The organism is Streptomyces sp. NPDC048461, from assembly GCF_055587105.1.
In genome coordinates, this window is record NZ_JBVJGW010000007.1 from 184,769 (window position 1) to 208,396 (window position 23,628).

Below are 23,628 nucleotides of genomic sequence, written 5' to 3' on the forward strand. Positions count from 1 at the left end.
CGCGGAAAGGGCGGCAAGGGGCGGAAAACACTTCGGGCGGTTCCCGGTGAACCGGAAACCGCCCGAAGGACAGGTGCGCCGCCAGGGACTCGAACCCCGGACCCGCTGATTAAGAGTCAGCTGCTCTAACCAACTGAGCTAGCGGCGCCTGCTGACAGAGAAAATACTACCCGGTCGTGCGGGGTGCTCAAAACCATTAGCCGGGGGGCGTGCGGGGCGGCGGGCGGGCCCGGCTCAGGGGTGGAGGAGGCGGGTGCGGTTCTGGGCCGCGTACTTCTCCAGGAGGGCCGCCAGCGCCGGGGCGTCCAGGGGGCGGTACGCGCCGTCGGGGGTGCGGTGCCAGACCGGGTCCGGGTCGCCCGGGGAGCCGTCCGGGGGCGGCTGGGGAAGGAACCCGGCGCGGCGCAGGGCGACCCGGTGGACCTTGTTCGTGGCCGTGACCGGCATCGACGGGACCACCCGGACGTACCGCGGCGGCATCTTCGTGCCCAGGTCCGGCTGCGCGGCCAGGAACTCCGCGAAGGCGTCCGGTGCGAACTCCGCGCCCTCGTTCAGGGCCAGCGCCGCCATCACCTGGTCCCCCGCCACCTCGTCCGGCACCGCGTAGACGGCGACCGCCGCCGCCCGCGGCCACCGGGCCAGGATGTTCTCGATCACCGCCGCCGCCAGGTTCTCGCTGTCGACCCGGAGCCGGTCGTCCGTACGTCCCGCGAAGTAGAGGAAGCCCTCCGCGTCGCGGAAGAAGAGGTCCCCCGTCCAGTACCAGCCGTCCCGGGTGCGGGCGGCCTCCGCTCCGGGGTTGCGCCAGTAGCCCTCGAAGAGGCTGCGGCCCCGGTTGACCAGCTCGCCGATGGCCTCGTCGCCGTTCAGCAGGCGGCCGTCCCCGTCGAAGAGGGCCGGCGGGCAGGTGCGGCCCGTCTCGGGGTCGATCACCGCGAGGTCGTCGCCCGCGCCCGCCCGGCCCAGGGCGCCCGGCGGGGTGTCCGGGGTGCGCTGGACGGAGGCCCCGCCCTCGGTGGCCCCGTACCCCTCCACCAGCCGGACCCCGAAGCGCTCGGCGAAGCGGGCCGCGTCCACCGCCCCGGCCTCGGTGCCGAAGCCGAGCCGCAGGGTGTGCTCGCGGTCGTCGGGGCGGGGGTCGGTGGCGAGGAGGTACTGGACGGCCCGGCCGACGTAGGTGAAGTAGGTCGCCCCGTAGGCCCGGACGTCGTCCAGGAAGGCCGAGGCCGAGAAGCGGCGGCGCAGCGCCACGGACGCGCCCCCGGCCAGGGCCGGCAGCCAGTCGGCGATGACCGCGTTGCCGTGGAAGAGCGGCATGCAGACGTAGTGGACGTCGTCCGGCGTCACGGAGAACTGGCGGGCCAGCGCCGCCCCGGCGGCGGCCAGCCGGCCCTGGGTGCAGATCGCGGCCTTGGGGGCGCCGGTGGAGCCGGAGGTGAAGTAGAGGAGGAGCCGGGAGGCGGGCCCCGGGCCGCCCAGTGTCGCCTCGCCCGGTTCGGCGGCCGCGTACGGGGCGAGCAGGGCCTCGTACTCCTCGGTTCCGGTGACGAGGAGGCGGACGCCGGGCAGGTCGAGGCCGCGGAGCAGCGGCAGGTGGGCGCGCTCGGTCACCAGCAGGCGGCAGTCGGTGTGCAGGATGTCGCGCGCGAGCTCGGGACCGCGCCGGGTCGGGTTGATCCCGGCGACGGCGGCCCCCGCGAGGGCCGCCGCGCCGAGCCAGAACGGGAACTCGGGGGTGTTGTCGAGCAGCACCCCCAGGTGCGGTTCTGCCTCCGGCGGCATGAGGTCGACGAGGAGCGCGGCGCGCGCGGCGGACTCCTGGGCGGTCCGGTGCCGGGTGAGGACGCGGCGTTCGCCGTCCTCGTACACCAGTCCGGGCCGGTGGTCGCCCCATTGGCGCGCTATGAGCTCCGCGACGGTTTCGGGTGCAGTCGACGTCCGCATGCCGCCGGAGAATAGCTGACGTTACGTCAGAACTTAACGTCCGAGCAGGAGTAGAAGGCCATCGGGGTGTCGTTGACCGACCAGACCGCCAGGATCATGTGGCGGCCGGACTTGCCACTGGGCATGGCGCCCTGGTGGACGGTGGTCATGGAGGGCCGGGCGCCGTTGTAGGCGACGGTGAGGAAGGGCTGGGGGTCGAGGGAGGCGCGGGTGAGGGGCTTGGTGGGGTCCCAGCCGTTCTTGGTGACGTAGTACTTGAAGTCGGTCGTCGAGTGGTTGGCGGTGAACTGCCACCGGAAGGAGTAGGCCTGGCCGCTGGTGACGGCGGTGGTGGGCCAGGTGCCGCCGCGCTGGTCGTCGAGCTCGGCGAACTGGGCGTTCCCGCCGGCACATATCTTGCCGTCGGCGGGGCCGGCGGCCGGGAAGCCCTTGAAGCCCTCGACGCTCTGCGGCTCCCACTGGATGGCGCCGCAGTTGGACACGGTCCTGTTGGCACAGAGCTTCTGGCGGCTGATGGCGGTGTCGGTGTAGCCGTGGCTGCTCGCGCTGGGGGCGCTGAGCAGGGTGATCCCGGCAACGAGACCGAGGCCGAGCGCGGCGGCGCCGGCCCGTCCGGGCATGCGGAAGTGACGCATGATGCTCCTTGAACGTGGGGGGAGTTCGGCGAGAGCGTGCGCACGCGTGGGGATGAAGTGATGGGCCCTTGATCGCCGTACGGGTTTCAGGTCTAGACCAACTCCCAGGTTATTGACGAGAGTTGTCCATGTCCATACCAAAGGGGGAACGGGTGGTCCGGTCCAACCGGCCACCCGTTCCCCACCGCTGCGGAATCCGCTATTCCGACCGGCCCGTGTAGAAGGCGACCGTGAGGTCCTTCACGAGGGCCTTGCGCTCGTAGTCGTCCAGCTCGACGATGCCGCGCGAGGTCAGCCGGTGGACGGTGTCGTCGACCGCGTCCACGACCGAGGTCAGCACGGTGTCGCGGTGCTTGGCGTCGATCGCCGCGACCCGGCGGCGGCGCATCGCCTCGGCGACCTCGGGGGCGTACTCGATCCTCGTCGGCTGGGCCGAGAACACCTCGACGCCCACGGCCTCGGTCTCCGCCGCCAGCATCCGGGTCAGCGCGTCGCCGACGGCCTCGGCGTCGCGCAGGGTCGGGGCGGCCTCGTGGAAGGCGTCGGCCGGGAGCTGGGACAGGACGCGGGCCATGGCCGACTCGACCTGTTCGGCGAGGTACTCGGTGTGGTCGGCGACGGCGAGCGTGGCACGGGCCGTGTCCTTGACCTGCCAGACGACCTGGACGACGACCTGGAGGGCGAGACCGCCCGAGTCCACGGCGGGCATCGGGTCGCTGCGCCAGTGGCGCAGCCGCACGTCGACCCGGCGGCGCAGCAGGAGCGGGCTGACCCACGTCAGGCCGGTGCGCCGGACCGTGCCCCGGTAGCGGCCGAAGAGGGTGAGCACCCAGGCGTGGCCGGTCCGGGCGCGGCCGAGGCCGCCGAGCGCGAGGAGCGCGACGATGCCGAGGAAGGCGAGCGGCGGCCAGTGGGTGGCCCGCAGCCCCTGGTAGGCGCGGGGGGCCGCACCGAACGCCGCCACCAGGGGCGCCGGGACGACCCCGGCCCGCCAGAGCACGGCGACGCAGCCGGCGAGGGCCAGGCCGCCGACGGCCACGCCGATCCAGCCGGGCAGCACGGGTCCGCGGTGCTCCCGGAGCCGGTCGTCGCCCCGGGGGACGCGGCGGCCGGGGGCGGGGCGCACCGATGCCGCGGCGGGCGCGGGCCGGGGGCGGGCGGGCCGGTCCGGGTCCGCGCCCGGGGGGACGGGTGCGGGGCCGGCGCGGAACGGCAGGTGGAGCGGCACCTCGGTGACCGCCGCGCCGCGCAGCGGCGCGGCGGGGGCGACGAGCGGCAGGTCCTGGGTGTCGTCCTCCTCCCGCTCCATCCCCCGGGCCACGGCCTGGGCGACGATCTCGGCCACCCCGGGCCCGGGCACGCCGGAGTGCGGGGGGCGGGGGTCGGCGGCCGGGTCCGGCTCCGGCTCCGGGTCGGCGGCCGGGTCGGTGGCCGCTTCCGCGACCGGGTCGCCGCCTTCGTGGGGCGGCTCGGGCGCCGGGTGCGGATACGGGTACGGCTCCGGGTGCGGGGCGAGGTCCGCGACGGGGTGCGGGTGCGGGGCGAGGTCCGCGAGCGGCTCCGTCTCCGGCCCGGTCCGTACGCGGGCTGCGGGGACCGGGGCCTCGGCGGGGCGGGCCTCCTGCTCCCCGGCGCCGTCGCGCGGGCCCGTGAGCACCGCGCCCGGGTGCTCGTACGGCGGCGCGGAGGCGGGCTCCGGCTCCTCGGCGGCCAGGGTCGGGCGGGTGTGCGGCAGCGCGGAGACGGCCTCGGCTCGGCGGGCGGCCGGGGCCTCCTGCCGCGCGGGACCGGACTCCGGGGCGGCCACGAGGACGGCATCGGCCCGCGCCGCCGGTACCGCTTCGGCCGGTACCGGAACCGGCTCGGAACGGCCGTACGGCGCCACCGGCTCCTGCGGCCCGGCCGGCGGCCCGTCGGCCCGGGCGGCGGGAACCGCGTCCACCGGAGCCGGAACCGAGAACGCGACCGGCGCGGGCTCGGACGCGGACGCCGACACCGTGACGGAAGCCGGAACTGGGGCCTGGGCAGGGGCAGGGAACGGCTCCGGAGCCGCGATCTGAGCCGCAACCGGAACCGGAACCGGCAGCGGAACCGGAACAGGGATCGGAACCGGCAGCGGCGCCTGCGCCGCGAACGGAACCGGCGCGGGTGCCGCGTACGTCGCGGGACCCGTGTGCGGCGCCGCCGGGGAGGCCTCGGTCCAGGCCGTCGGGGCCATGGGGGCGGCCGGGCCGGCCGGGCCGGCCGGCGCGGCCGGCGTCTCGGCGAGGAGCGCCGGGCGGACCGGCCGGGTGGCCACCGGGGGGATCCGGAAGGTGCCCGTCGTCGACGTGGTGCGCGTGGGGTACATCGTTGCCTCCGTCATGCGAACAGCCGGCGCCAGGTTTCCGGGCCCGGGTAACCGTTGGCCGCGGCGCCGCGCCAGCCCTGCGCGCGCTGGAACGCCTCGACGTTGCGGCGGTCGGCCTCGCCCCACTGGGGTCCGGGGCCGGAGGTGTAGTGCTTGCCGAAGCCCTTCTTCACCAACTGACGGCCGAGCGCCGTCACGGCCGCGTGGGACACGCCCGGGCGGAACACCGCCGCGCCCGGGTAGGCCCGTACGCCGCCGGGGCCCGGCGCGCCCGTCGCCGACGGCGGGATGTCCTTGCCCTGGCGCTCGACCAGCAGGCGCCAGGTCTGCGCGCCCGGCAGCCCGTCCGCGTCGGTGCCCGTCCAGCCCTGGGCGCGCTGGAAGGCCTGGGTGGCCAGCCGGTCGGCGTCCGTCCAGGTCCGGCTCGGGCCCTTCGGGTAGAACCGGGCGCCGCCCCGCTCGACCAGCATCCGGCCCAGGTGCTCGACGTACTCGTTCGCGGTGCCCGGGCCGAACTTCGCCGCTCCCGGGAAGGCCGTCGGGACCGTCGGCTTCGGTCCGGCGGCCGGGGCCTCCGGCGTGATCCCGCCGGTGATGCCGTTGTACCGGTACGGCAGGTACTTGGTGGAGTTGGTCCAGTAGCCGTAGGGCGTCGTCTGTTTCCGCGTCGTCGGCTTCGTCTGCTCGTACGCGACGTAGTGCGTCCGGGTCTGGTCCGCCCAGCCGCCGAAGAGGACCACGTGGGAGCCCTTGTTGGGGTCCGCCGGGTTGTGGAAGAGCAGCATGTCCCCCGGCAGCAGCTCGTCCTTGGTGATCTTCGTGGCGAAGGAGTCGAGGCTGCCGGTCCACTCGTTCGTGCCGAGGTTCCAGGCCATGGAGACGTAGCCCGAGCAGTCCTGCCGGTACCCGTCCGTCCAGTACTCGGTCATGCTGTACGGCACCTTCGCGTCCAGCCACAGCTTCGCCCGGTTGATGATCGTCGCCCGGTCGATCCGCTTCACCGCGCCGGGGGCCGCCGGGGCGCCCGGGGTGCCGGGCTTGCCGGCCTTCGGCCCGTGCAGCGGGGCCCGGCCGCCCTGCGGGGAGCCGGGCGGGTCCTCGTCCGCGGTCACCGTGCCGGCGGCCGGCGCGGCCGCCGCGACCGCGGCCGTACCGGCGCCGCCGAGGACCACGCCCGCGGCGGTGGCCAGGACGAGCGCGCGGCGTGCGCCGCGCGCCGCGGGGTGCCCCCCGTCCCGGAGCGGTATGGCCCGCGCACGGGCGAGGGCGCGACGGCGCTGGGCGCAGCCCGGGCACGCACAGTCGCCCGCGGGCTCGTACTCCTGGAAAACGGGCATCGACATCGGCCCATGCGGCGTCGGAGGCTGCATCGTCATGCGGTTCCGTCCACTCCCCTGCTCGTCCACTGGTCGGACCGTGCCGCATCTGGCGGGGCATCAGATGTGGCACGACCAAGACATATCGTGCACGATGAACCACCCAAACATGAGCTAATCGGACAATGCGGGCGTGGCTGGTCATGGGCACCGGCAGGAGTGGGGTAGAGTTTTGCCTGTCACCAAGCGCCGCTAGCTCAGTTGGTTAGAGCAGCTGACTCTTAATCAGCGGGTCCGGGGTTCGAGTCCCTGGCGGCGCACAGACGAAAGAAGGCCCCCACGCGAGTGGGGGCCTTCTTCGTGTCGTGCCGCGGGCGCGCGGGAGCCCTACGCCGGCGTTCCGGGGCGGACGCCCGAGCCCGTCAGGTAGGCGGAGACCACCACGTTCGCCGTGTACGCCTTGGCCGCCTTGTCGTACGAACCGCCGCAGGTGACCAGCCGCAGTTCCGCCCGGCCCGCGACCCGCTGGCCGTACGCCTTGTGCGGGTCGAAGCCCGCCCGCTCGTAGACCCGTACGTCCTCGATGGTGAACTCGGCCACCGACCCGTCGGCCCGCACCACCCGCACCTTCTCGCCCGGCTGCGCCGAGCTCAGCCCGAAGAACACCGCCGGCTTCGACTTGGTGTCCACGTGCCCCACCATCAGCGCCGTCCCGGCGACACCCGGCTGGGTGCCCGCGCCCCACCAGCCCACCGTGCCCGGGCTGCCGTACGGGGGCGGCTCGATCGCACCGTCCTTGTCCAGACCGCGGGAGATCACCGGGGCCTGGACGCCTATGGAGGGCACGTCGACCCGTTCGGGCGAGGACCCCGGCATCGGGGCGTGCGCGGCCGGCATGCCCGGACCCACCGCCCCGCCGGCCTGGCCGGCGAGGGGCGAGGGTATCCCGGTCAGCTGGCGGCCCCACAGCCACAGGCCGAGGACCAGTACGGACCAGGCGACGAAGGTCAGCAGCCGGCTGCCGGAGGTCGCCCCCGCCCCGCTCACTCGCCGCTTCGGCGGCGGCGCAGGGCCAGCGCGCGCCCCGCGACGGCCAGCGTGGCCACGGCCGCGAGCACGGCGCCGATCACCGTGTGCGGCACCCCCGGGCCGCCGCCCTCCTGCGCCTTCGACGCGGCGGCCAGACGGGACGTCTCGGCGAGTTCGGCGGACATGCCGCCGCCGCCCGCGTGGACCGGCCAGACCGGCGAGGGGTGGTGGGTCGGGCGGTGGTGGGCGATCTCGATGGAGCCGCTGACCTTGTCGTGCCCGTCACAGGTCACCCGGATGGAGTGCCAGCCGGGCGAGGCGTGCGAGCTGATCATCGCCTCGCCGTAGAGCGGGCTGCGGCCGCTGTCGCGGCCGTACAGGTCGGCGTCCTCCACGAAGACGGACGACTTGGCCGCCCCCCGGGTGCCGTCACAGCCCTGGACGCGCAGCTTGACCTGCGATCCGGGGTGGGCCGGGTTCGGATCGACCGAGATGCTCTCGCGGCCTCCGCGTTCCTCCTCGCCCGCGAGGGCGGTGGGCGCGGTCACCGCGGCGAACGCCGTCAGGGCGACGGCCACACCGGTGACACGGAGTGCGATGGAAATGCTGCGCATGGTGAACCTCCTCAACAAGGAGATTCACGCGCGGCGCGCCGCCCCGCATCCGGAGCGGCGCCGTACGTGTCAGCCGTACGCGCTACACCAGGTCGACCAGGTCGGCGATCGAGTCGACCGTCTTGGTCGGGCGGTAGGGGAACTTCTCGGTGTCGGCGACCGAGGTCAGGCCGGTGAGGACGAGGAAGGTCTGCATGCCCGCCTCCAGCCCGGCCAGGACGTCGGTGTCCATCCGGTCGCCGATCATCGCGCTGCTCTCGGAGTGCGCGCCGATGGCGTTCAGCCCGGTCCGCATCATCAGCGGGTTGGGCTTGCCGGCGAAGTACGGCTTCTTGCCGGTCGCCTTGGTGATCAGCGCGGCGACGGCGCCGGTCGCCGGGAGCGGGCCCTCGGCGGAGGGGCCGGTCTCGTCGGGGTTCGTGCAGATGAAACGGGCGCCCGCGTTGATCAGGCGGACCGCCTTCGTCATCGCCTCGAAGCTGTAGGTGCGGGTCTCGCCGAGGACCACGTAGTCGGGCTCGTGGTCGGTCAGGATGTAGCCGATGTCGTGCAGCGCGGTCGTCAGGCCGGCCTCGCCGATGACGTACGCCGTGCCGCCCGGGCGCTGGTCGTCGAGGAACTTCGCGGTGGCCAGCGCCGAGGTCCAGATGTTCTCGACGGGAACGTCGAGGCCCATGCGGCTGAGGCGGGCCTGCAGGTCGCGGGGGGTGTAGATGGAGTTGTTCGTCAGCACCAGGAAGGGCTTGCCGGAATCGCGCAGCCGCTTGATGAAGGCGTCGGCACCGGGGATCGGCGTGCCCTCGTGGATGAGGACCCCGTCCATGTCGGTCAGCCAGGATTCGATCGGCTTGCGCTCTGCCACGGGACTGTTCTCCGCTCTGCGGGGCCTCTGACCTCGGGGGCCTCTGGTCTGTACCACCCTATCCGGGCCGGGCCGCGGACGCGGAGGGCGTCCACGGCCCGGACACGGGGCGGTGTCCCGGGTCAGCCGAGGCCGGCGTCCCCGGTCAGCCGAGGCGGACGTCGTCGACGGTCCAGTACCAGTTGTTGTTGCCGCTGTAGCGGAAGCGGACCTGGACGTCGGTCGCGCCGGCCGGGACCTGGAGGGCGATCGACTCGGTCTTCGCGACCGCGTCGGCGGTGTAGTTCTTCACGACGGCCGGGGCGCCGCCGTTGTAGGACACCAGGACCTGGGCGGTCTGCCCGGCCTCCTGGCGGTAGTGGGTCTGGAAGGACAAGGTCCGCGTGGAGCCACCGGTGACCGGCCACTTGGGGGTGACCAGCGTGGAGTCGAAGGTGCCGGTGTGGCTCTTGTCGTCCCACTCGTCGGAGTCGGCGACGGCGAAGACGTCACGGGAGCGGACGTTCAGCTCGCGCCACTGGTCGCGCTGCGACTGGCTCCAGAACTCGTCGGTGGCGAAGGCCCATCCGGCCCACTCGGTGACGCCGCCGGTGCCCATCTTCGAGTTGTCCACGGACCAGCCGGCCGGCGGGGTGTGCGTGAACCCCTTGGTGCCGGCCGGGATCCCCGTCTCGTCCACGCGGGCCTGGAGGACCGGGCGCAGGCTGTCGAAGGGGTCGCCGTCCGGGGCGTTCAGCGGGACGCCGTCGAGGCCCGCGCCGCTGACGCCGACGTGGGCGAGGGCGGTCGCGGCGACGTCGACCAGGCGCACGTCGTCCCGTACCGAGCCGGCCGGGATGCCCGCGCCCCGGGCGATGACGAAGGTACCGCGCTCGGCGATGCTGGAGCCGCCGTGGCCGCCGCCACTGGTGTGGCCGTGGTCGGTGGTGACCAGGACCTTCCAGTTCTCCTGGGCGTACGTGGGGCGGCTCTGGACGGCGGTGAGGAGCTTGCCGACCAGGACGTCGACCCGGGCGATCGCGTTCAGGTAGGCCTGGCTGGCGGCCCCCGAGGAGTGGCCGGCCGCGTCGATCTCGCCGAGGTAGACGAAGGCGGCGTCGGGGTTCTGGTCCCGCAGCTCGGTGGCGGCCGCGGCGGCGATCTTGGGGTCCTCGCTGCCGTAGCCGTCGCGGTCTCCCTTGAGGGAGAGGCGCTTGTCGACCTTGGCCGAGAAGATCGGTCCGTTCTGGTCGGTGGAGGTGATCGGCTCCCAGTCGGCGGCCGCGTAGGTGTTGAGCGCCGGCCTGGCGTTCTCGATGCGGGTGAGGAAGTCCGGGTGGGCCGTGTAGTTCTTGCCGGTGAAGGAGTTGTCCTTCACGCCGTGCTTGTCGGGCCACACGCCGGTGGCGATGGTGGACCAGCCGGGGCCCGAGGAGGTGGCCGCCATCGGGTTGGCGTAGAGGGTGCTGCGGGCGGTCAGGCCCTGGGCCATCAGGCCGTTCAGATGGGGTGCGTTGGCCGCCTTGACGCGGTCGAGGACCGCGCCGTCGATGCCGATGACGAGGACCTTGTCGGTGGTGGCCGCCGACTCTCCGGCGGTGGCGGCGGTGGCGCCGAAGGTGGTGGCGAGCAGGGCGGCGGCGGTGGCCGCCACGGCGAGGGTGCGTCCGGGCAGGACAGCAGTGGGCACGTACTCCTCCGGGAGCGATCGTGGGGAAGGCGCGGCGGGACGGGGCAGGGGTGTTCGGGTGGGGCGGGGACGCTGCGTGCGCGGGGCCCGGACCGGGGGTGCGGTCCTCGGTCCAGACCCGTTATCCGGGTGTCACGGCGGGGCCGTGCCGGTGCAAGCGTCACTCTCGCGGCCGTGGGTGGCCAGGAAGTAACCGGTCAGCTTCCGGTTGCCGACTTCCACGCGTCCACGTAGCCGGTGAGGTTCTGGTCGATGTCGGCCCAGTCCGGCTCGAAGACCTCGACGCCCGCCAGGATCCTGGTGAGTTCGACGGCGTTGGCGTCGGTCGGCCGGACGTCGGCGCGGGCCGGGAAGCCGCCGCCGACCTCGCTGACCAGCTTCTGGGACTCCTCGCTCAGGAGGTGGTCGAGGAGCTTCTTGCCGTTCTCCGTGTGCGGGGCCTTGGCGACGAGGCCGGCGGCGTACGGGAGGGCGAAGGTGGTGGGCTTGCCGCCTTCGCGGGCCGGGAACCAGATGCCCAGGTTCGGCATGGACTTGGACTGCGCGAAGTTCATCTGGACGTCGCCGTTGGCCACGAGCAGCTCGCCCTTGTCGGTCTTCGGCGCGAGCTTGCTGGTGGAGGAGGACGGGCCGACGTTGTTGGCCTGGAGCTTCTTCAGGTACTCCATCGCCGGCTCCTTGCCGCCGAAGTCGTGCATCGATTTGATGAGGACGGCGGTGCCGTCGCCCGCGACGCCCGGAGTGGAGTACTGGAGCTTGCCCTTGTACGTGGGGTCGAGGAGGTCCTCCCAGGTCTTCGGGGGTCCGGCGAGCTCCTTCTTGTTGTAGACGAAGCCGAAGTAGTTGTTGACGACCGAGGTCCACTTGCCGCCGGCGCCCTTGTCCCCGCCGCTGACCTTGTCGGAGCCCTGCGGCGCGTAGGCCTGGAGCAGGCCCTTGCCGTCGGCCTGCTGGATGAAGGGGGGCAGGGTGATCAGCACGTCGGCCTGGGTGTTGGTCTTCTCGCGGACGGCGCGCTGGACCATCTCGCCCGAGCCGCCCTCGACGTACTTGACCTCGATTCCGGTCTTCCTGGTGAAGTCGGCGAAGACCCTGTCGTACCAGCCGTCGCCCTTCTCGCTCTTGAGGCCGTCGGCGCTGTAGACGGTGACGACCTTCTCGCCGTCGCCGGAGTCGGCGGAGGAGGCGGCGCCGCCGCAGGCGGTGAGGGCGGCGGCGAGGACGAGGCCGCCGGAGGCGGCGGCCGTACGGAGGAGGAGGGTGCGGGGCAGGGTCGTGCGGGGCAGGGGCGTGCTGGGCATGGAACTTCCTTACGGGGAAAGGGAGTCGGCAGAGGTTCAGCAGGGGCGGCGGTGCGGCGGTGGGGGCGCTCGGGTCGGGATGGGCGGTACGGGCGGTACGGGACCCGGCCGCGCCGGGGCAGCGGTACCCGGCCGCGCCGGGTCAGCGGTACGCGGCCCGGGTGCGGATCCGGGAGACGGCCAGCAGGACCGTCAGGGTCGCGGCCATCAGGACCACGGCGACGGCGGACCCGGTGAACAGCGCGCCCCGGTCGGTGGCGGTGAAGACGCGGACGGGCAGGGGCATCCAGTCCGGCGGGTAGAGCATCATCGTGGCGCTCAGCTCCCCCATCGACAGGGCGAAGCAGAGCCCGGCGGCCGCCGTGAGGGACGGCAGCAGCAGGGGCAGCCTGATCCGCCACAGCACGTACGCGGGACCGGCGCCGAGGGAGGCCGCGGCCTGTTCGTACGCGGGGTCGAGGCGGACGATCGCCGCGGAAACGGACTGGTACGCGAAGGCGGTGACCAGGACGGTGTGAGCCAGGACCACGATGGAGCCGGTGCCGTTGAGCAGCAGCGGCGGCCGGCTGAACGCGACGAGCACGGCGAGGCCCACCACCACCGACGGCACGGCGACGGGCAGCACGAACAGCGCGTCGAGCACCCGCTTCCCGCGCCGCCCGAGCGAGGCGGCGGCGAGCGCGGCCCAGGTTCCGACGACGAGGGCGAGCAGGCCGGCCGTCACCGCGGTGATCAGGGACGTGGTCAGGGCCTGGAGGGATTCGCCGCGGACGGCGGCGGCGTAGTTCCCGGTGGTCGGGCCGGAGGGGAAGGCGCCGGACCAGTGGGTGGCGAAGGAGGCCCCGACCACGACGAGCAGCGGCAGGGCGAAGAGGGGCAGGAAGAGGAGGGCGAAGAGGCCCCAGGCGGCCCAGCGGCCGGTCCGGCTATGCACCAGCACGCTTGCCCACCATCCGGTAGAGGCCGAACAGGCCGACGGAGATCGCGATGTTGACGACGGCGACCACGCAGGCGGCCTGGTAGTCGGATTCGAGGATCGCCTTGCCGTAGACGAGCATCGGCAGCGTCGCGACCCCCTTGGCGCCGGTGAACAGGACGATCCCGAACTCGTTGAGGCACAGGACGAGGACGAGGCTGCCGCCGGCGGCGAGGGCCGGGAGGGCCTCGGGCAGGATCACCCGGCGGACGATCCGTGCGGGGCGGGCGCCGAGGCCGGCGGCGACTTCGAGCTGCGCCGTGTCCAGCTGGGAGAAGGCGGCGAGCAGGGGGCGCATGACGAAGGGCGTGAAGTACGTGATCTCGGCGAGGAGGACGCCCCAGGGGGTGGTGAGGAACTGGAAGGGTCCCTCGGCGGTGCCCGTGAGGTCGGTCCAGATCCCGTTGGCCATGCCGACCCTGCCGTAGATGAAGAGCAGGGCGAGGGTGATGAGGAAGGAGGGGAAGGAGAGGAAGACGTCGATGAACTTCGCGACGGCCCGGGCCCCGGGGAACGGTACGAAGGCGATGACCAGCGCGAGCGCGAAGCCGAGGACGAGACAGCCGGCGGTGGCGCCGACGGCCAGCCAGACGGTGGTCCAGAGGGCCTCCCGGAAGGCGGTGGAGGCGAAGACGGCGCCGTAGGCGTCGAAGGCGCCGCCGCCGTCCTCAGGGGTCAGGGACTGCTGGACGACCAGGCCGAGGGGGTAGAGGAAGGCGAGCGCGAGCACGGCGACGGGCGGCAGGGCCCACACCCCGCGCGGCACGCGCCGGCCCGGCCGCGGGGCGGCGGTGCCCGTACCGGCCCTGTCCGGACCGGCCTTGTCCGTACCGGCCCTGTCCGTACCGGCCTCTTCCGGGGGTGCCGGGGCCGCCGGGGCCGCGCGGGCGGGGGTCCCGGCGGGGTGCTGTGGCGGTACGGACGCCGTGCGGCCCGGTGCGGGGCGGGCGGGGGCGGGGGCGGGCCGCGAGGGCTCAGGCATGGGACACGCCCGCCGCCAGGAGCACCGCGTCCCGCGGCTCGAAGTGCAGGGTGACCGGGTCGCCGAGGGCGGGGGTCTCGCGCAGTTCGGGCAGGTCCGCCTTGACGCGGTGGCCGTCGACGTCGACGTACAACCGGTGTGTGGAGCCCCGCCACTGGACCTCGGCGATGGTGCCGCTGAGGGGGTTGGGGCCGTCGCCGAGGCCGAGCAGGTGCGGCCGTACGCACAGGGTGGCGCGCGATCCGGGCACCGCGCGGCCGCGGTCGAGGTCCAGCGGGTGGCCTTCGAAGACCGCCCCGGTGTCCGCGACGGTGACCGGGAGCAGGTTGGCGTTGCCGACGAACGAGGCGGTGAACTCGGTGCGCGGGGACCGGTACAGCTCCTGCGGGGTGCCGCAGTCCCGGAGCCGGGCCCGGTCCATGACGGCGATCCGGTCGGCCAGCGTGAGCGCCTCCACCTGGTCGTGCGTGACGTACAGGAGGGACACCTCGGGCAACTCCCGGTGCAGCCGCGCCAGTTCCGCGAGCATTCCGGACCGCAGCTGCGCGTCGAGCGCGGACAGCGGCTCGTCGAGTAGGAGCACTCCGGGCCGGATCGCGAGGGCGCGCGCGATCGCCACGCGCTGCTGCTGGCCGCCGGAGAGCTCGCGGGGGTAGCGCTTGGCGTAGGCGGCCATGCCGGTCAGGTCCAGGGCTTCGGCGACCCGGCCGGGTATCTCCGCGCGGGGCGTCTTGCGGGCCTTGAGGCCGAAGGCCACGTTCGCCTCCACCCGCATGTGCGGGAAGAGCGCGTACTGCTGGACCACCATGCCGATGCCCCGCCGGTGCGGCGGGAGCGCCGTGACGTCCCGGCCGCCGATCAGCACCCGGCCCGCGGCCGGCCGTACGAACCCGGCGACCGCGCGCAGGGCCGTGGTCTTGCCGGAGCCGGAGGGGCCGAGCAGGGCCATGACCTCGCCGGGCTCGACGGTCAGGTCGAGGGAGTCCAGGACGGTGGTGCCGTCGTAGGCGACGGTCACCCCCTCGAAGCGGATGCCGCTCACGTCGGCTCCGCGCGGCGGGCCGGGCGGGCGGGGCGGGGCGCCGCGAGGACCGCGGGGAGCTCCGCGACGGAGCCGAGGACGTGGGTCGCGCCGTGCTCGGCGAGGGCGGCGCGGTCGTGGGCCCCGGTCAGGACGCCGGCCACGATCCCGGCACCGGCGCGGCTGCCGCTGAGCATGTCGTACGCGGTGTCGCCCGCGACCACGACGTCGCGCACGTCGGCCACGGCTCCGGTCCGCAGGAACGCGGCCAGCACCATGTCCGGGTACGGGCGGCCGCGGCCCCCCGCGTCGGCCGGGCAGAGGGTGAGGTCGGCGAGGTCGCGCCAGCCGAGGGCGTCGAGGATGGCGTCCTGGGTGACGCGGGCGAAGCCGGTCGTCAGGACGACGGTGCGGCCGTCGGCGCGCAGCTCCTCGATGGCTTCCCGGGCGCCGGGGAGCGGGGCGACGAGTCCGCCGTCGACGAGGTCCCCGTACGCCTCCTCGAAGGCGGCGTTCGCGCGCTGTGCGCGCTCCTCGCTGCCGAAGAGGTGGCGGAAGACGGAGATCTTCGACTCGCCCATGGTGTCGCGGACGTAGCGGAGCTTGTCCTCGTGGTCGGGGGTGCCCGGTGCGACGCCGAGGCGTTCGGCGGCGCGCTCGAAGGCGCGCTCGACCAGGCCCCCGTCGGCGACGGTGGTGCCGGCCATGTCGAGGACGACCAGCCTGCGGGGGTCGGCGGCGGTGCCGGAGCCGGCGTTGGTGTCGGCGGTGGCGTTGGTGTCGGCGTTGGCGTTCGCGTTCGCGGCGCCAGGGGTGTCGGTCATGTGGTTCACCAGCCCAGTTCGTTCGCTGTGGTCTCGGCTATGGCGGGCGAGCAGGTCATGCCGCGGCCGCCCGGTCCGGTCACCAGCCACACGTCCTCGGCCACCTGCTGGCGGTGGACGACGCGGGTGGTGTCGGTGCACTGCGCGTACACGCCCGCCCAGCGGCGCCGGATCTTCGGCAGGGGGCGGCCCAGGAAGGACTCGGCGACCTCGGTGAGGTGCTCGTACGGGTCTTCCAGCGTGTCGAACGCGAAGGGGTGCTCGTACTCGTGGGTGTCGCCGATGGTCAGTCCGCCGTCCTGGCGCTGGACCATCAGCAGCTGCATCTTGTGCGCGGCGGCGGTCGGCGCCTGGGCCTGCTCCGCGTTGAGCGCGTCGAGGGCGGGCGAGCCGTAGGCGGGGTAGTAGCGGAAGCTGTCGGCGTCCGCGACCGAGGTGGTCAGCGCCTCGCCGAGCGGCGCGGTCTGCATCATCTGGAGCCGTACGCGGCGCACGGGCAGGTCGTGGGCCAGCTCGCGGACCAGGCCGGACAGCCAGGCGCCGGTGGCGAGGACGACGACGTCACCGCGGTGGATGTACCCGTGGTCGTCGCGGACGGCGCCGGGCCCGGCCAGGGCGCGGACCTCCCGGCCGGGGACGAAGGTGTAGCGGCCGCTCGCCCGCAGGGCCTCGCGGAGGTGGAGCTGGGCGGTGCGCGGCTCGACGGCCGCGTCCCGCTCGCACCACAGGGCAGCCTCGAAATCGCCGCGCAGGGCCGGGTTGATCGTGCGCGCCGCGGCGGCGGTGACCAGCTCGTAGCCGCGGGCGGCGGCGTCGGGGCGGGCCACGGCGGCCTCGGCGACCGCGTACTCGCGGGCGTTGCGGACGGGGGTGAGGGAGCCGATGGCGCGGAAGCCCAGGCCGGGCACCTCCGCACCGATGTGCTCCCAGAGCTCGCGGGCCCGCAGCGCGGTGTCGAGCTCCTCGCCCCCGGCCCGCCCGCTGACCCAGATCTGGCCGAAATTGCGCAGTGACGCGCCGCGGGCCTCCGCCTCGCGCTCGATCTGGACGACCTCGTGGCCGCGTTGGACTGCTTGCCAGGCGTGCATGGTGCCGACCACGCCGCCTCCGACGACTATGACTCTCACGGCGTCCACGGTGGTGCGGGCCCGTGGCCCGAGGGGGTCGGGCCGGCGACGCGGCGGTGAACAGCCCTCGACGTTTGGACTAGACCCGTTATCTTTCTGTGACATTGATGCGCCCCTTTCCAGCTGGTACGGGTGGGTGTGCGGGCTCCTCCGCGACCCTATTCGGGCCGCAGGTGGGTCGTGAAGCTGAACCTGTCCCCACGGTAGAGGGAACGCACCCGCTCCAGCGGCCGGCCCTCCCCGTCGCGCGAGAGGCGGTGGATGAGCAGCATGGGGAGGGCGGGCGGCGTCCCGACGAGGAGGGCTTCGCGGGGGGTCGCGAGGACGGTCTCCAGCTTCTCGTCGGCGTCCCCGAAGACGATGCCGAGGCTGTCGCGGAGGTATCCGTAGAAGGAGGAGTCCGGCCGGAAATCGACGCCGAGGCGGGGGGCGCGGGCGACCCGGATGTACGTGCTCTCCAGGCCGACGCGCTCGTCGTCGGCGAGCAGGACGCGCTCCAGGTGCCAGACGGGCTCGCCGGGCTCGGCGCCGATGCCGGGGGCGAGGTCGGGCGGGCAGGGGAACTGCTCCAGGCCGATCAGGGTGCGGCCGGGACGCCGGCCCTGGCGGCGGACGCCCTCGGTGTAGCTGGCGAGGGCGAGCGGCTGCTCCAGCTTCGGCCCGGCGACGACGGTGCCCCGCCCGGAGCGGCGGAGCCGGCCCTCCAGCAGCAGCTCGCGCAGGGCCTGGCGGACGGTCTCGCGGGAGACCTCGTACCGCTCGGCGAGATCCCGTTCGGTGGGGAGGGTGCCGCCCTCGCCCAGCTCGTCGAGGAGGGCCGCGATGCGGGCCTTGACGGCGTAGTACTTCGGGATGCGGCCGTGTTCGGGGATCCCGGAGCGGACGGGCGAACCGGGGCGGTGGCGCGGGGTCTGGTCTTCCACGGTGGGACTCTATGCGGGCCGGGTGAACGGCTCCGGTACGGGGACCGGCGCGGGGGCGGGGCGCGTGGGCAGGGTGCATGGGCGGGGCGCGTGGGCGGGGTGCATGGGCACGGCGTACGGGTGGGGGCCGAGCCGGACGGGGCCCGTGCGGGCACGGTTCGGCCGGGGGTCAGCGGGCCTGGGTCGCGCGCAGGCGTCGGGCGGCCAGCAGGAGGCCCCCGCCGGCGACGACGGCCACGGCGGCGGCCGCCCCGGCACCGTACGCCCGGTCGCGCGGGCCGGTGTGCGCCAGCGCGCCCGCCTCCGTGGACCCGTCGCCCTGCGGCCCCTCCACGGTGAAGCGGTAGCCGCCGGCCTCGCCGACCCAGTCGCCGTCGTCGCCCTTGCGCTGGACGAGGGCCGCGTCGGCGAGGACCTCGCCGGTCGGGGCGTCGGGGGCGAAGGCGAGGCCGACCTTGACCGTGAGGGTGCCGCCGGCGCCGACGGTGAAGCCGGGGAACGCGTCGCCCCCGTCGAACACGGCGACGATCTCGTCGCGGTCGGTCCCCTCCAGGCTGACGGGGAAGGTGCCGCCCGGGGCGTCGAACTCCATCCGCAGGTGGGCGGGGCGCAGGGTGCGGTCCTTGCCGGTGAAGACGACGACGGGGTGGATGGCCGTGCACACGGAGGCCGTGGTGTTGGTCAGGTCCAGGTACCAGCTCTGCGGTCCGCCGCCCGTGCGGTACACGGCCGGGCCCCCGCGGATCCGTGCGCCGATGGGGAAGGCGGCGGCCTTCCCGTCCCCGCAGGTGGCCTGCGCCCGGGACGGCAGCGCGGGGGCGGGCCGCGCCCCGCCGCCGGTGCCGACGTCCGCGCCCGCGGCGGTCGCCGGGCCGGCGACGAGGACGGTGGAGAGGACGGCGGAGAGGACTGCGGTGAGGGCAAGGGCTTTGCGTGGTCGCATGGAAGGCCTTCGCTGCTCGCCGGACGGGACGATGATCGGACGAGGCGACAATCACCCCGGGCCGCGCTCGCACCGTGTCACGCACGCGCGACGCGCTGCCGGGCGCCGCGCCTGAGTCGTACTGGTTTACGCCCGATCGGAGCACGAGGTCAAGCCGGCCCCCGGTCCGGAGAGGGGCGGCCGGTCAGGTGTGGGCGAAGACCGGGGACAGGGCCAGTTCCGCCGCGCCCTCCGCCACGCCCCTCGGCGCCAGGGACACCGTCGGCGGGTCCGGGGTGAGGGCCCGGGCCGCGAGGACGGCCCGGACTCCGGCGACGAAGGTCTCCGGGGCCGCCGCCACCACCCGGCCGCCGAGGAGCACGTCGTCCACGTCCAGCAGTGCGACCAGGTTGGCGGCACCCTCGCCCAGGATCCGCGCCGCCCCGGAGAGGTCCCCGCGGGCCACGGCCGCCAGGCAGAGCACCTCCGCGCACCCCCGCGCCCCGCACCGGCACGGCGGGCCGTCCATCTGGAGCACCTGGTGGCCGAACTCCCCCGCCGCCGAGCGGGCGCCCCGGTAGACCCGGCCGCCCAGCCGCAGGCCCGCGCCGAGGCCGGTGCCGACGTGGAGGTACACCGAGGTACGGGACGCCGCCCCGGGGAGCGGCCCGCCGGGGGCCCCGGATCCGTTCGCCGGCGTGCCGGGCCCGGGGGCCCCGGCAGCGGCCGCCGCCGCGCCGGCGTTCGTGTCCTTGTCCAGCACGACCGGCAGGCCCAGCCGCCCCCGCAGGACCTCCCGCAACGGGTACCCCTCCCACCCCGGGAACCCCGTCACCCGCCCCATCACCCCGGTCCGGTGGTCGAGCGGCCCCGGCGCCGCCACCCCGACGCCCAGCAGCGGCGGACCGGCCGGGTCCGCGACCCGCGCGACGGCCCGTACGACCTCTTCGACCGCCGCGTCGGGACCGGCCGCGAAGTCCAGCGGGCCGCCGGCCGCGGCGAGCACGGTGCCCGCCAGGTCGACCCGTACCGCCCGGAGCTCGTCGCGGTCCAGGTGCACGCCGACCGCGTGGCGCGCCTGCGGAACCAGTCGGAGCAGCGTGCGCGGCTTGCCGCCGGTGGACGCGGCGCGGCCGGCCTCGGCGAGCAGCCCCTCGGCCCCGAGCCGCGCGGTGATCTTGCTGACGGCCTGGGGGGTCAGCCCGGTACGGGCGGCGAGCTCGGCGCGGCCCAGGCCCGCCGGCCCGGCGCCGCGCAGCAGGTCCAGCAGCAGCGCCTCGTTGTGCCCGCGCAGGGCCGGCAGGTTCACCCCGCCGCGGCCGTCGCGGTCGCCGCGCCCGACACGGCCGTCGCGGTCGCCGTGGCCGTCACGGTCGCCGCGGTCGCCGTGCCCGGCACGGCCGTCTCGGTCTCCGTGGCCGTGGCCGTCACGGTCGCCGCGCCCGGCGTTGCCGCAGGCGCCGTACGCGCTTCCGGGTTCGTCCCCGCTACCCCTGTTCACCTGCCCATTGTCCACCTTCCTTGCACTTTGGCAACGCTGTTGCCAAAGTGGACTCCATGAACGCCACCGCCCCCACCGATCCCCTCCGCGTCGGCCTCATCGGCTACGGCCTCGCCGGTTCCGTCTTCCACGCCCCGCTCGTGACCGCCACCGACGGGCTCGTCCTCGACACGGTCGTCACGTCCGATCCCGAACGCCAGGCCCAGGCGCGCGCGGCCTACCCGGACGTGCGGATCGCCGAGTCCGCCGACGAGCTGTGGGAGCGCGGGGACGCCCCCGCCCTCGACCTCGTCGTGATCGCCTCCCCGAACAAGACGCACGTCCCGCTCGCCACCGCCGCCCTCACCGCCGGTCTCCCCGTCGTCGTGGACAAGCCGCTGGCCGCGACCGCGGACGAGGCGCGCGCCCTGGCCGGGCTCGCCGAGCGGACCGGCACGTTCCTGTCCGTCTTCCAGAACCGCCGCTGGGACAACGACTTCCTCACCGTGCGCCGCCTCCTGGCGGACGGCGAGCTCGGCGAGATCCAGCGCTTCGAGTCGCGGTACGAGCGCTGGCGCCCGCAGCTCAAGGGCGGCTGGCGCGAGTCGGGGGCGCCGGAGGAGATCGGCGGCCTGCTCTACGACCTCGGCAGCCACGTCGTCGACCAGGCGCTGGTCCTGTTCGGCCCGGCCGTGCGCGTCTACGCGGAGGCCGACACCCGGCGCCCGGGCGCCGCGACCGACGACGACACGTTCATCGCCCTCACGCACGCGAACGGGGTCCGCTCCCACCTGTACGTCAGCGCGACCACCGCCCAGCTGGGGCCGCGGATGCGCGTCCTGGGCTCGCGCGCGGGCTACGTGAAGTACGGCCTCGACCCCCAGGAAGGCGCCCTGCGCGAGGGGCTGCGCCCCGGCGGGGACACGGCGTGGGGCGAGGAGCCCGAGCACCTCTGGGGGCGGCTGGGCTGCGGCGAATCCCCGCTGACCGGCGGCGGAACCCCGGTGCCGACGGTGCCGGGCGACTACCCGGCGTACTACGCGGCCGTGGCCGCCGCGCTGCGCGAGGGCGGACCGGCCCCGGTGACGGCGTACGAGGCCGCGCACTGCCTCGACGTCCTGGAGGCCGCGCGCACCTCGTCCCGCGAGGGCGTGGCGGTGGACATCCCGGCCGCCGGAACCGGCGCCGGGACCACCGCCGGGACCACCGCTCCGTAGCGGAGACGGGTGAGGGGCGGGGCCGCCGTCCGGCGACTCCGCCCCTCACCCGCGCCCGGCGTGCGGCGGGCTACGCCCGCTCGTGGGCTACGCGCTCTTGAACTCCTGGCGCTGGCGGCCCAGTCCCTCGATCTCCAGCTCCACGACGTCACCGGCCCGCAGGTACGGCTTGGGCTCGGGCTGGCCCATGGCCACGCCGGCCGGCGTGCCCGTGACGATGAGGTCGCCGGGGTAGAGGGTCATGAACTGGCTCAGGTACCGCACGACCTCACCGACCGGGAAGATCTGGTCCGCGGTGTTGCCGTCCTGCCTGAGCTCGCCGTTGACCCACAGCTTCACGTCCAGGACCTGCGGGTCCGGCACCTCGTCGGCCGTGAGCAGCCAGGGGCCGACCGGGGTGAACGTCTCGCAGTTCTTGCCCTTGTCCCAGGTGCCGCCGCGCTCGATCTGGAATGCGCGCTCGGAGACGTCGTTGACGAGCACGTAGCCGCCGACGTGCGCCAGGCCCTCCTCGGCGGAGGACAGGTAGCGGGCGGTGGCGCCGATGACGACGCCGAGCTCGGCCTCCCAGTCCGTCTTCACGCTGCCGCGCGGGATCAGCACGGTGTCGTCCGGGCCGCCCACGGTGTCGGCGGCCTTGAGGAACAGGATCGGCTCGGCCGGCGGCTCCGCGCCGACCTCGGCCGCGTGCCCGAAGTAGTTCAGCCCGATGCCCACGACCTTGCCGATGCGGCCGACCGGCGAACCGATGCGCAGCCCCTCGGCGCCCAGGACCGGAAGCCCGCCGGAGGCCGCCGCTTCCCGCACCCGGGACAGCACGGAGTCGTCGGCCAGCAGGCCGCCGTCCACATCCGTGATCAGGCCGGACAGGTCACGCAGGGTCCCGTCCTGGTCGAGCAGCGCGGGGCGCTCCGACCCGACCGGTCCGACACGCAGCAGCTTCATGGGCATTCTCCCGTGGTCGAGGGTGGTCGGCCCAAGGGCGTGCCCGGGGCCGGACGATGGGTTGCGGCCATCGGAAGGTTGGTCGATCCTCCAAGAAGTCGGCTCAATCCGCAAGACCCTGTTCACAGGGTGGAACGCCCGCCTCCACCAGCACGGGCCGCGCGGTCCTTGCGGTGCTGGAGCCAGATCCGCTCCGCCACCGTCCATGCGGTGGTGGTCAGCAGGTACAGCCCGGCGGCCAGCGGCACCACGGCGGCGGTGATCAGCGTGCCGAAGGAGAGCAGGGGCAGTACGCCACCCAGCTTGCGCATGACCTCCTGCTGCTCGGCGGTCATCTCGACCGGCCGGCCGGCGCCCGCCGCACCACGCGCCGTGCCCTTGACGCCGGCCTTGGTACCGGTCTCGGTACCGGTCTTGGTGCCGGTCTTGGTGCCGGTCTTGGTGCCGGTCTTGGCGCCGACCGCCGGTGCCGCGGAGGCGAGGGCGGCCGCCCGCCGCCCCCGTACCGCGCTCCAAGCCGCCACGGCCGCGATCGCCGCGAACAGCCCCAGGAACACCAGGCCCTGCGCCCCCACCGGGCCGCCCTCCCCGAGCGCCCCGGTCCACGTGGCGCCCAGCGGCGCCTCGAACAGCCGCTGCCCGAGCAGCTCGTTGGCCGCCCCGCCGACGTCCGCCGAGGAGAACGCCCGGTACATCACGAAGAACACCGGCAGTTGCAGCAGCATCGGCAGGCAGGCCGCCAGCGGGGTCGCCCCCCGGAAGGCGGCGCGGCTCAGCGGGTACAGGGCGAGCCGCACGAGGACGGTGAACAGCACGATCGCGGCGGCGGTCGCGGACTCGGCCAGCACCGGCTCCAGCAGCCGGCCCAACTGGGCGGCAAGGTGGGTGAAAGCAGACATGAGGGCCCTCCGGAGGGTCTCGTCGAACGTCGAAAGATCCGCATCGGACGACGCGTGCACGCACGGGGTGCATGGAGACGCGGAGATGCGAGGGGTGTGTTTCGGCGTGACGACCCACGAGGGGCACGAGCGGGCACCAGAGGGCACCGGCTGGGATCAGCGATCGGCGATCAGCGATCAGCGATCAGCGGGACAACGACCAGTCGGCGGGCGGCGCGTGCCGGAAGGCGACGGGCCGGAAAGCCGGATGGTGTGGTGACGCGCCCCTACGCGGCCGTCGGGACGGACCGCCCGGGAGCCCTGGGCCGGGAGCGGCCCGAGGCGTCGGGATCGCGCTGCGGCAGGAACGCCGTGCGCTGCTCGCGATCGCGGAGCGCGGTGCGTATGCGGTGCGGCGGTACCGGCCGCACGAGCCGCGCGGCGGCGGCCAGGGCCTCGGAGCCCACCGCGACGGTGGCCGCGAGGGCCAGCACCACGACGCCGAGACCGCTCTCCCCGGCGAACAGCCCGAGGACACCACCGAGCAGGATCAGGGAGAGCACCGGCAGCGCCGACACCCCCGCAGTCCGGGACAGGCGGGCGAGGAGGGACG

General features: G+C 74.5%; 21 protein-coding genes and 2 tRNA genes. 2 read left to right on the plus strand and 21 right to left on the minus strand.

Features of this window, described 5'->3' with window-relative positions:
* Nucleotides 1-74: 74 nt before the first annotated feature.
* The 5 genes from ACZ6S8_RS15010 to ACZ6S8_RS15030 form a co-directional block, all read right to left on the minus strand.
* Nucleotides 75-148 (minus strand) — tRNA-Lys (locus ACZ6S8_RS15010).
* 86 nt (nucleotides 149-234) lie between these two features.
* A complete protein-coding gene (locus ACZ6S8_RS15015) occupies nucleotides 235-1,944 on the minus strand; it encodes an AMP-binding protein (protein WP_469455743.1) in 1,710 nt (569 codons plus the stop codon).
* A 26-nt stretch (nucleotides 1,945-1,970) separates the two neighbouring features.
* A complete protein-coding gene (locus ACZ6S8_RS15020; RefSeq protein ID WP_469455999.1) occupies nucleotides 1,971-2,564 on the minus strand; it encodes a lytic polysaccharide monooxygenase auxiliary activity family 9 protein in 594 nt (197 codons plus the stop codon).
* Between the two features lie 214 nt (nucleotides 2,565-2,778).
* On the minus strand, nucleotides 2,779-4,929 hold the full coding sequence (locus ACZ6S8_RS15025; protein ID WP_469455744.1) for an SPFH domain-containing protein: 2,151 nt from the start codon (nucleotides 4,927-4,929) through the stop codon (nucleotides 2,779-2,781).
* A gap of 11 nt (nucleotides 4,930-4,940) precedes the next feature.
* Nucleotides 4,941-6,272: a peptidoglycan-binding protein gene (locus ACZ6S8_RS15030; protein ID WP_469455746.1), complete on the minus strand. Its 1,332-nt coding sequence runs from the start codon at nucleotides 6,270-6,272 to the stop codon at nucleotides 4,941-4,943.
* A 219-nt stretch (nucleotides 6,273-6,491) separates the two neighbouring features.
* Between ACZ6S8_RS15030 and ACZ6S8_RS15035 the strand changes: the two genes are divergently transcribed.
* Nucleotides 6,492-6,565, plus strand: a tRNA-Lys gene (locus ACZ6S8_RS15035).
* A 67-nt stretch (nucleotides 6,566-6,632) separates the two neighbouring features.
* Here ACZ6S8_RS15035 and ACZ6S8_RS15040 read toward each other — a convergent pair.
* From ACZ6S8_RS15040 to ACZ6S8_RS15100, 13 genes are all read right to left on the minus strand, one after another.
* Complete coding sequence (locus ACZ6S8_RS15040; protein ID WP_469455748.1) at nucleotides 6,633-7,292, minus strand: class F sortase; 660 nt, start codon at nucleotides 7,290-7,292, stop codon at nucleotides 6,633-6,635.
* Nucleotides 7,289-7,888 carry a hypothetical protein gene (locus tag ACZ6S8_RS15045; RefSeq protein WP_469455750.1) on the minus strand — a complete coding sequence of 200 codons (600 nt, stop codon included), beginning with the start codon at nucleotides 7,886-7,888 and terminating at the stop codon, nucleotides 7,289-7,291. Before ACZ6S8_RS15045 ends, ACZ6S8_RS15040 begins: the two co-directional genes overlap by 4 nt.
* 82 nt (nucleotides 7,889-7,970) lie before the next feature.
* Nucleotides 7,971-8,750, minus strand: coding sequence for an HAD-IIA family hydrolase (locus ACZ6S8_RS15050; protein ID WP_469455752.1), 780 nt, complete (start codon nucleotides 8,748-8,750; stop codon nucleotides 7,971-7,973).
* A gap of 145 nt (nucleotides 8,751-8,895) precedes the next feature.
* Complete coding sequence (locus ACZ6S8_RS15055; protein ID WP_469455754.1) at nucleotides 8,896-10,419, minus strand: alkaline phosphatase family protein; 1,524 nt, start codon at nucleotides 10,417-10,419, stop codon at nucleotides 8,896-8,898.
* Between the two features lie 197 nt (nucleotides 10,420-10,616).
* Entirely contained in the window at nucleotides 10,617-11,720 is a 1,104-nt protein-coding gene (locus ACZ6S8_RS15060) for a 2-aminoethylphosphonate ABC transporter substrate-binding protein (protein ID WP_469455756.1), read from the minus strand.
* Between the two features lie 142 nt (nucleotides 11,721-11,862).
* Nucleotides 11,863-12,660 (minus strand): ABC transporter permease, encoded by a 798-nt coding sequence (locus ACZ6S8_RS15065; RefSeq protein ID WP_469455758.1) that lies wholly within the window; start codon nucleotides 12,658-12,660, stop codon nucleotides 11,863-11,865.
* Nucleotides 12,647-13,678 (minus strand): 2-aminoethylphosphonate ABC transporter permease subunit, encoded by a 1,032-nt coding sequence (locus ACZ6S8_RS15070; protein ID WP_469455760.1) that lies wholly within the window; start codon nucleotides 13,676-13,678, stop codon nucleotides 12,647-12,649. Before ACZ6S8_RS15070 ends, ACZ6S8_RS15065 begins: the two co-directional genes overlap by 14 nt.
* Complete coding sequence (locus ACZ6S8_RS15075; protein WP_469455762.1) at nucleotides 13,671-14,720, minus strand: ABC transporter ATP-binding protein; 1,050 nt, start codon at nucleotides 14,718-14,720, stop codon at nucleotides 13,671-13,673. The genes ACZ6S8_RS15070 and ACZ6S8_RS15075 overlap by 8 nt, the downstream gene beginning before the upstream one ends.
* Nucleotides 14,717-15,523 (minus strand): phosphonatase-like hydrolase, encoded by an 807-nt coding sequence (locus ACZ6S8_RS15080; RefSeq protein ID WP_469455764.1) that lies wholly within the window; start codon nucleotides 15,521-15,523, stop codon nucleotides 14,717-14,719. The genes ACZ6S8_RS15075 and ACZ6S8_RS15080 overlap by 4 nt, the downstream gene beginning before the upstream one ends.
* A gap of 5 nt (nucleotides 15,524-15,528) precedes the next feature.
* On the minus strand, nucleotides 15,529-16,650 hold the full coding sequence (locus ACZ6S8_RS15085) for a TIGR03364 family FAD-dependent oxidoreductase (RefSeq protein ID WP_469455766.1): 1,122 nt from the start codon (nucleotides 16,648-16,650) through the stop codon (nucleotides 15,529-15,531).
* A gap of 158 nt (nucleotides 16,651-16,808) precedes the next feature.
* Nucleotides 16,809-17,573, minus strand: coding sequence for a GntR family transcriptional regulator (locus tag ACZ6S8_RS15090; RefSeq protein WP_469455768.1), 765 nt, complete (start codon nucleotides 17,571-17,573; stop codon nucleotides 16,809-16,811).
* A 169-nt stretch (nucleotides 17,574-17,742) separates the two neighbouring features.
* Complete coding sequence (locus ACZ6S8_RS15095; RefSeq protein WP_469455770.1) at nucleotides 17,743-18,516, minus strand: hypothetical protein; 774 nt, start codon at nucleotides 18,514-18,516, stop codon at nucleotides 17,743-17,745.
* Nucleotides 18,517-18,700: 184 nt separating this feature from the next.
* Nucleotides 18,701-19,804 (minus strand): ROK family transcriptional regulator, encoded by a 1,104-nt coding sequence (locus ACZ6S8_RS15100; protein WP_469456001.1) that lies wholly within the window; start codon nucleotides 19,802-19,804, stop codon nucleotides 18,701-18,703.
* 248 nt (nucleotides 19,805-20,052) lie between these two features.
* On the opposite strand from ACZ6S8_RS15100, the gene ACZ6S8_RS15105 reads away from it, so the two are divergent.
* Nucleotides 20,053-21,192 carry a Gfo/Idh/MocA family protein gene (locus ACZ6S8_RS15105; RefSeq protein ID WP_469455772.1) on the plus strand — a complete coding sequence of 380 codons (1,140 nt, stop codon included), beginning with the start codon at nucleotides 20,053-20,055 and terminating at the stop codon, nucleotides 21,190-21,192.
* Nucleotides 21,193-21,279: 87 nt separating this feature from the next.
* Here ACZ6S8_RS15105 and ACZ6S8_RS15110 read toward each other — a convergent pair whose 3' ends face one another.
* The 3 genes from ACZ6S8_RS15110 to ACZ6S8_RS15120 form a co-directional block, all read right to left on the minus strand.
* Nucleotides 21,280-22,137, minus strand: a complete 858-nt coding sequence (locus ACZ6S8_RS15110; RefSeq protein ID WP_469455773.1) for a fumarylacetoacetate hydrolase family protein — start codon at nucleotides 22,135-22,137, stop codon at nucleotides 21,280-21,282.
* 122 nt (nucleotides 22,138-22,259) lie between these two features.
* Nucleotides 22,260-23,036, minus strand: coding sequence for a YidC/Oxa1 family membrane protein insertase (locus tag ACZ6S8_RS15115; RefSeq protein WP_469455775.1), 777 nt, complete (start codon nucleotides 23,034-23,036; stop codon nucleotides 22,260-22,262).
* Nucleotides 23,037-23,302: 266 nt separating this feature from the next.
* Nucleotides 23,303-23,566 carry a DUF6412 domain-containing protein gene (locus tag ACZ6S8_RS15120; protein WP_469456003.1) on the minus strand — a complete coding sequence of 88 codons (264 nt, stop codon included), beginning with the start codon at nucleotides 23,564-23,566 and terminating at the stop codon, nucleotides 23,303-23,305.
* Nucleotides 23,567-23,628: the final 62 nt, after the last annotated feature.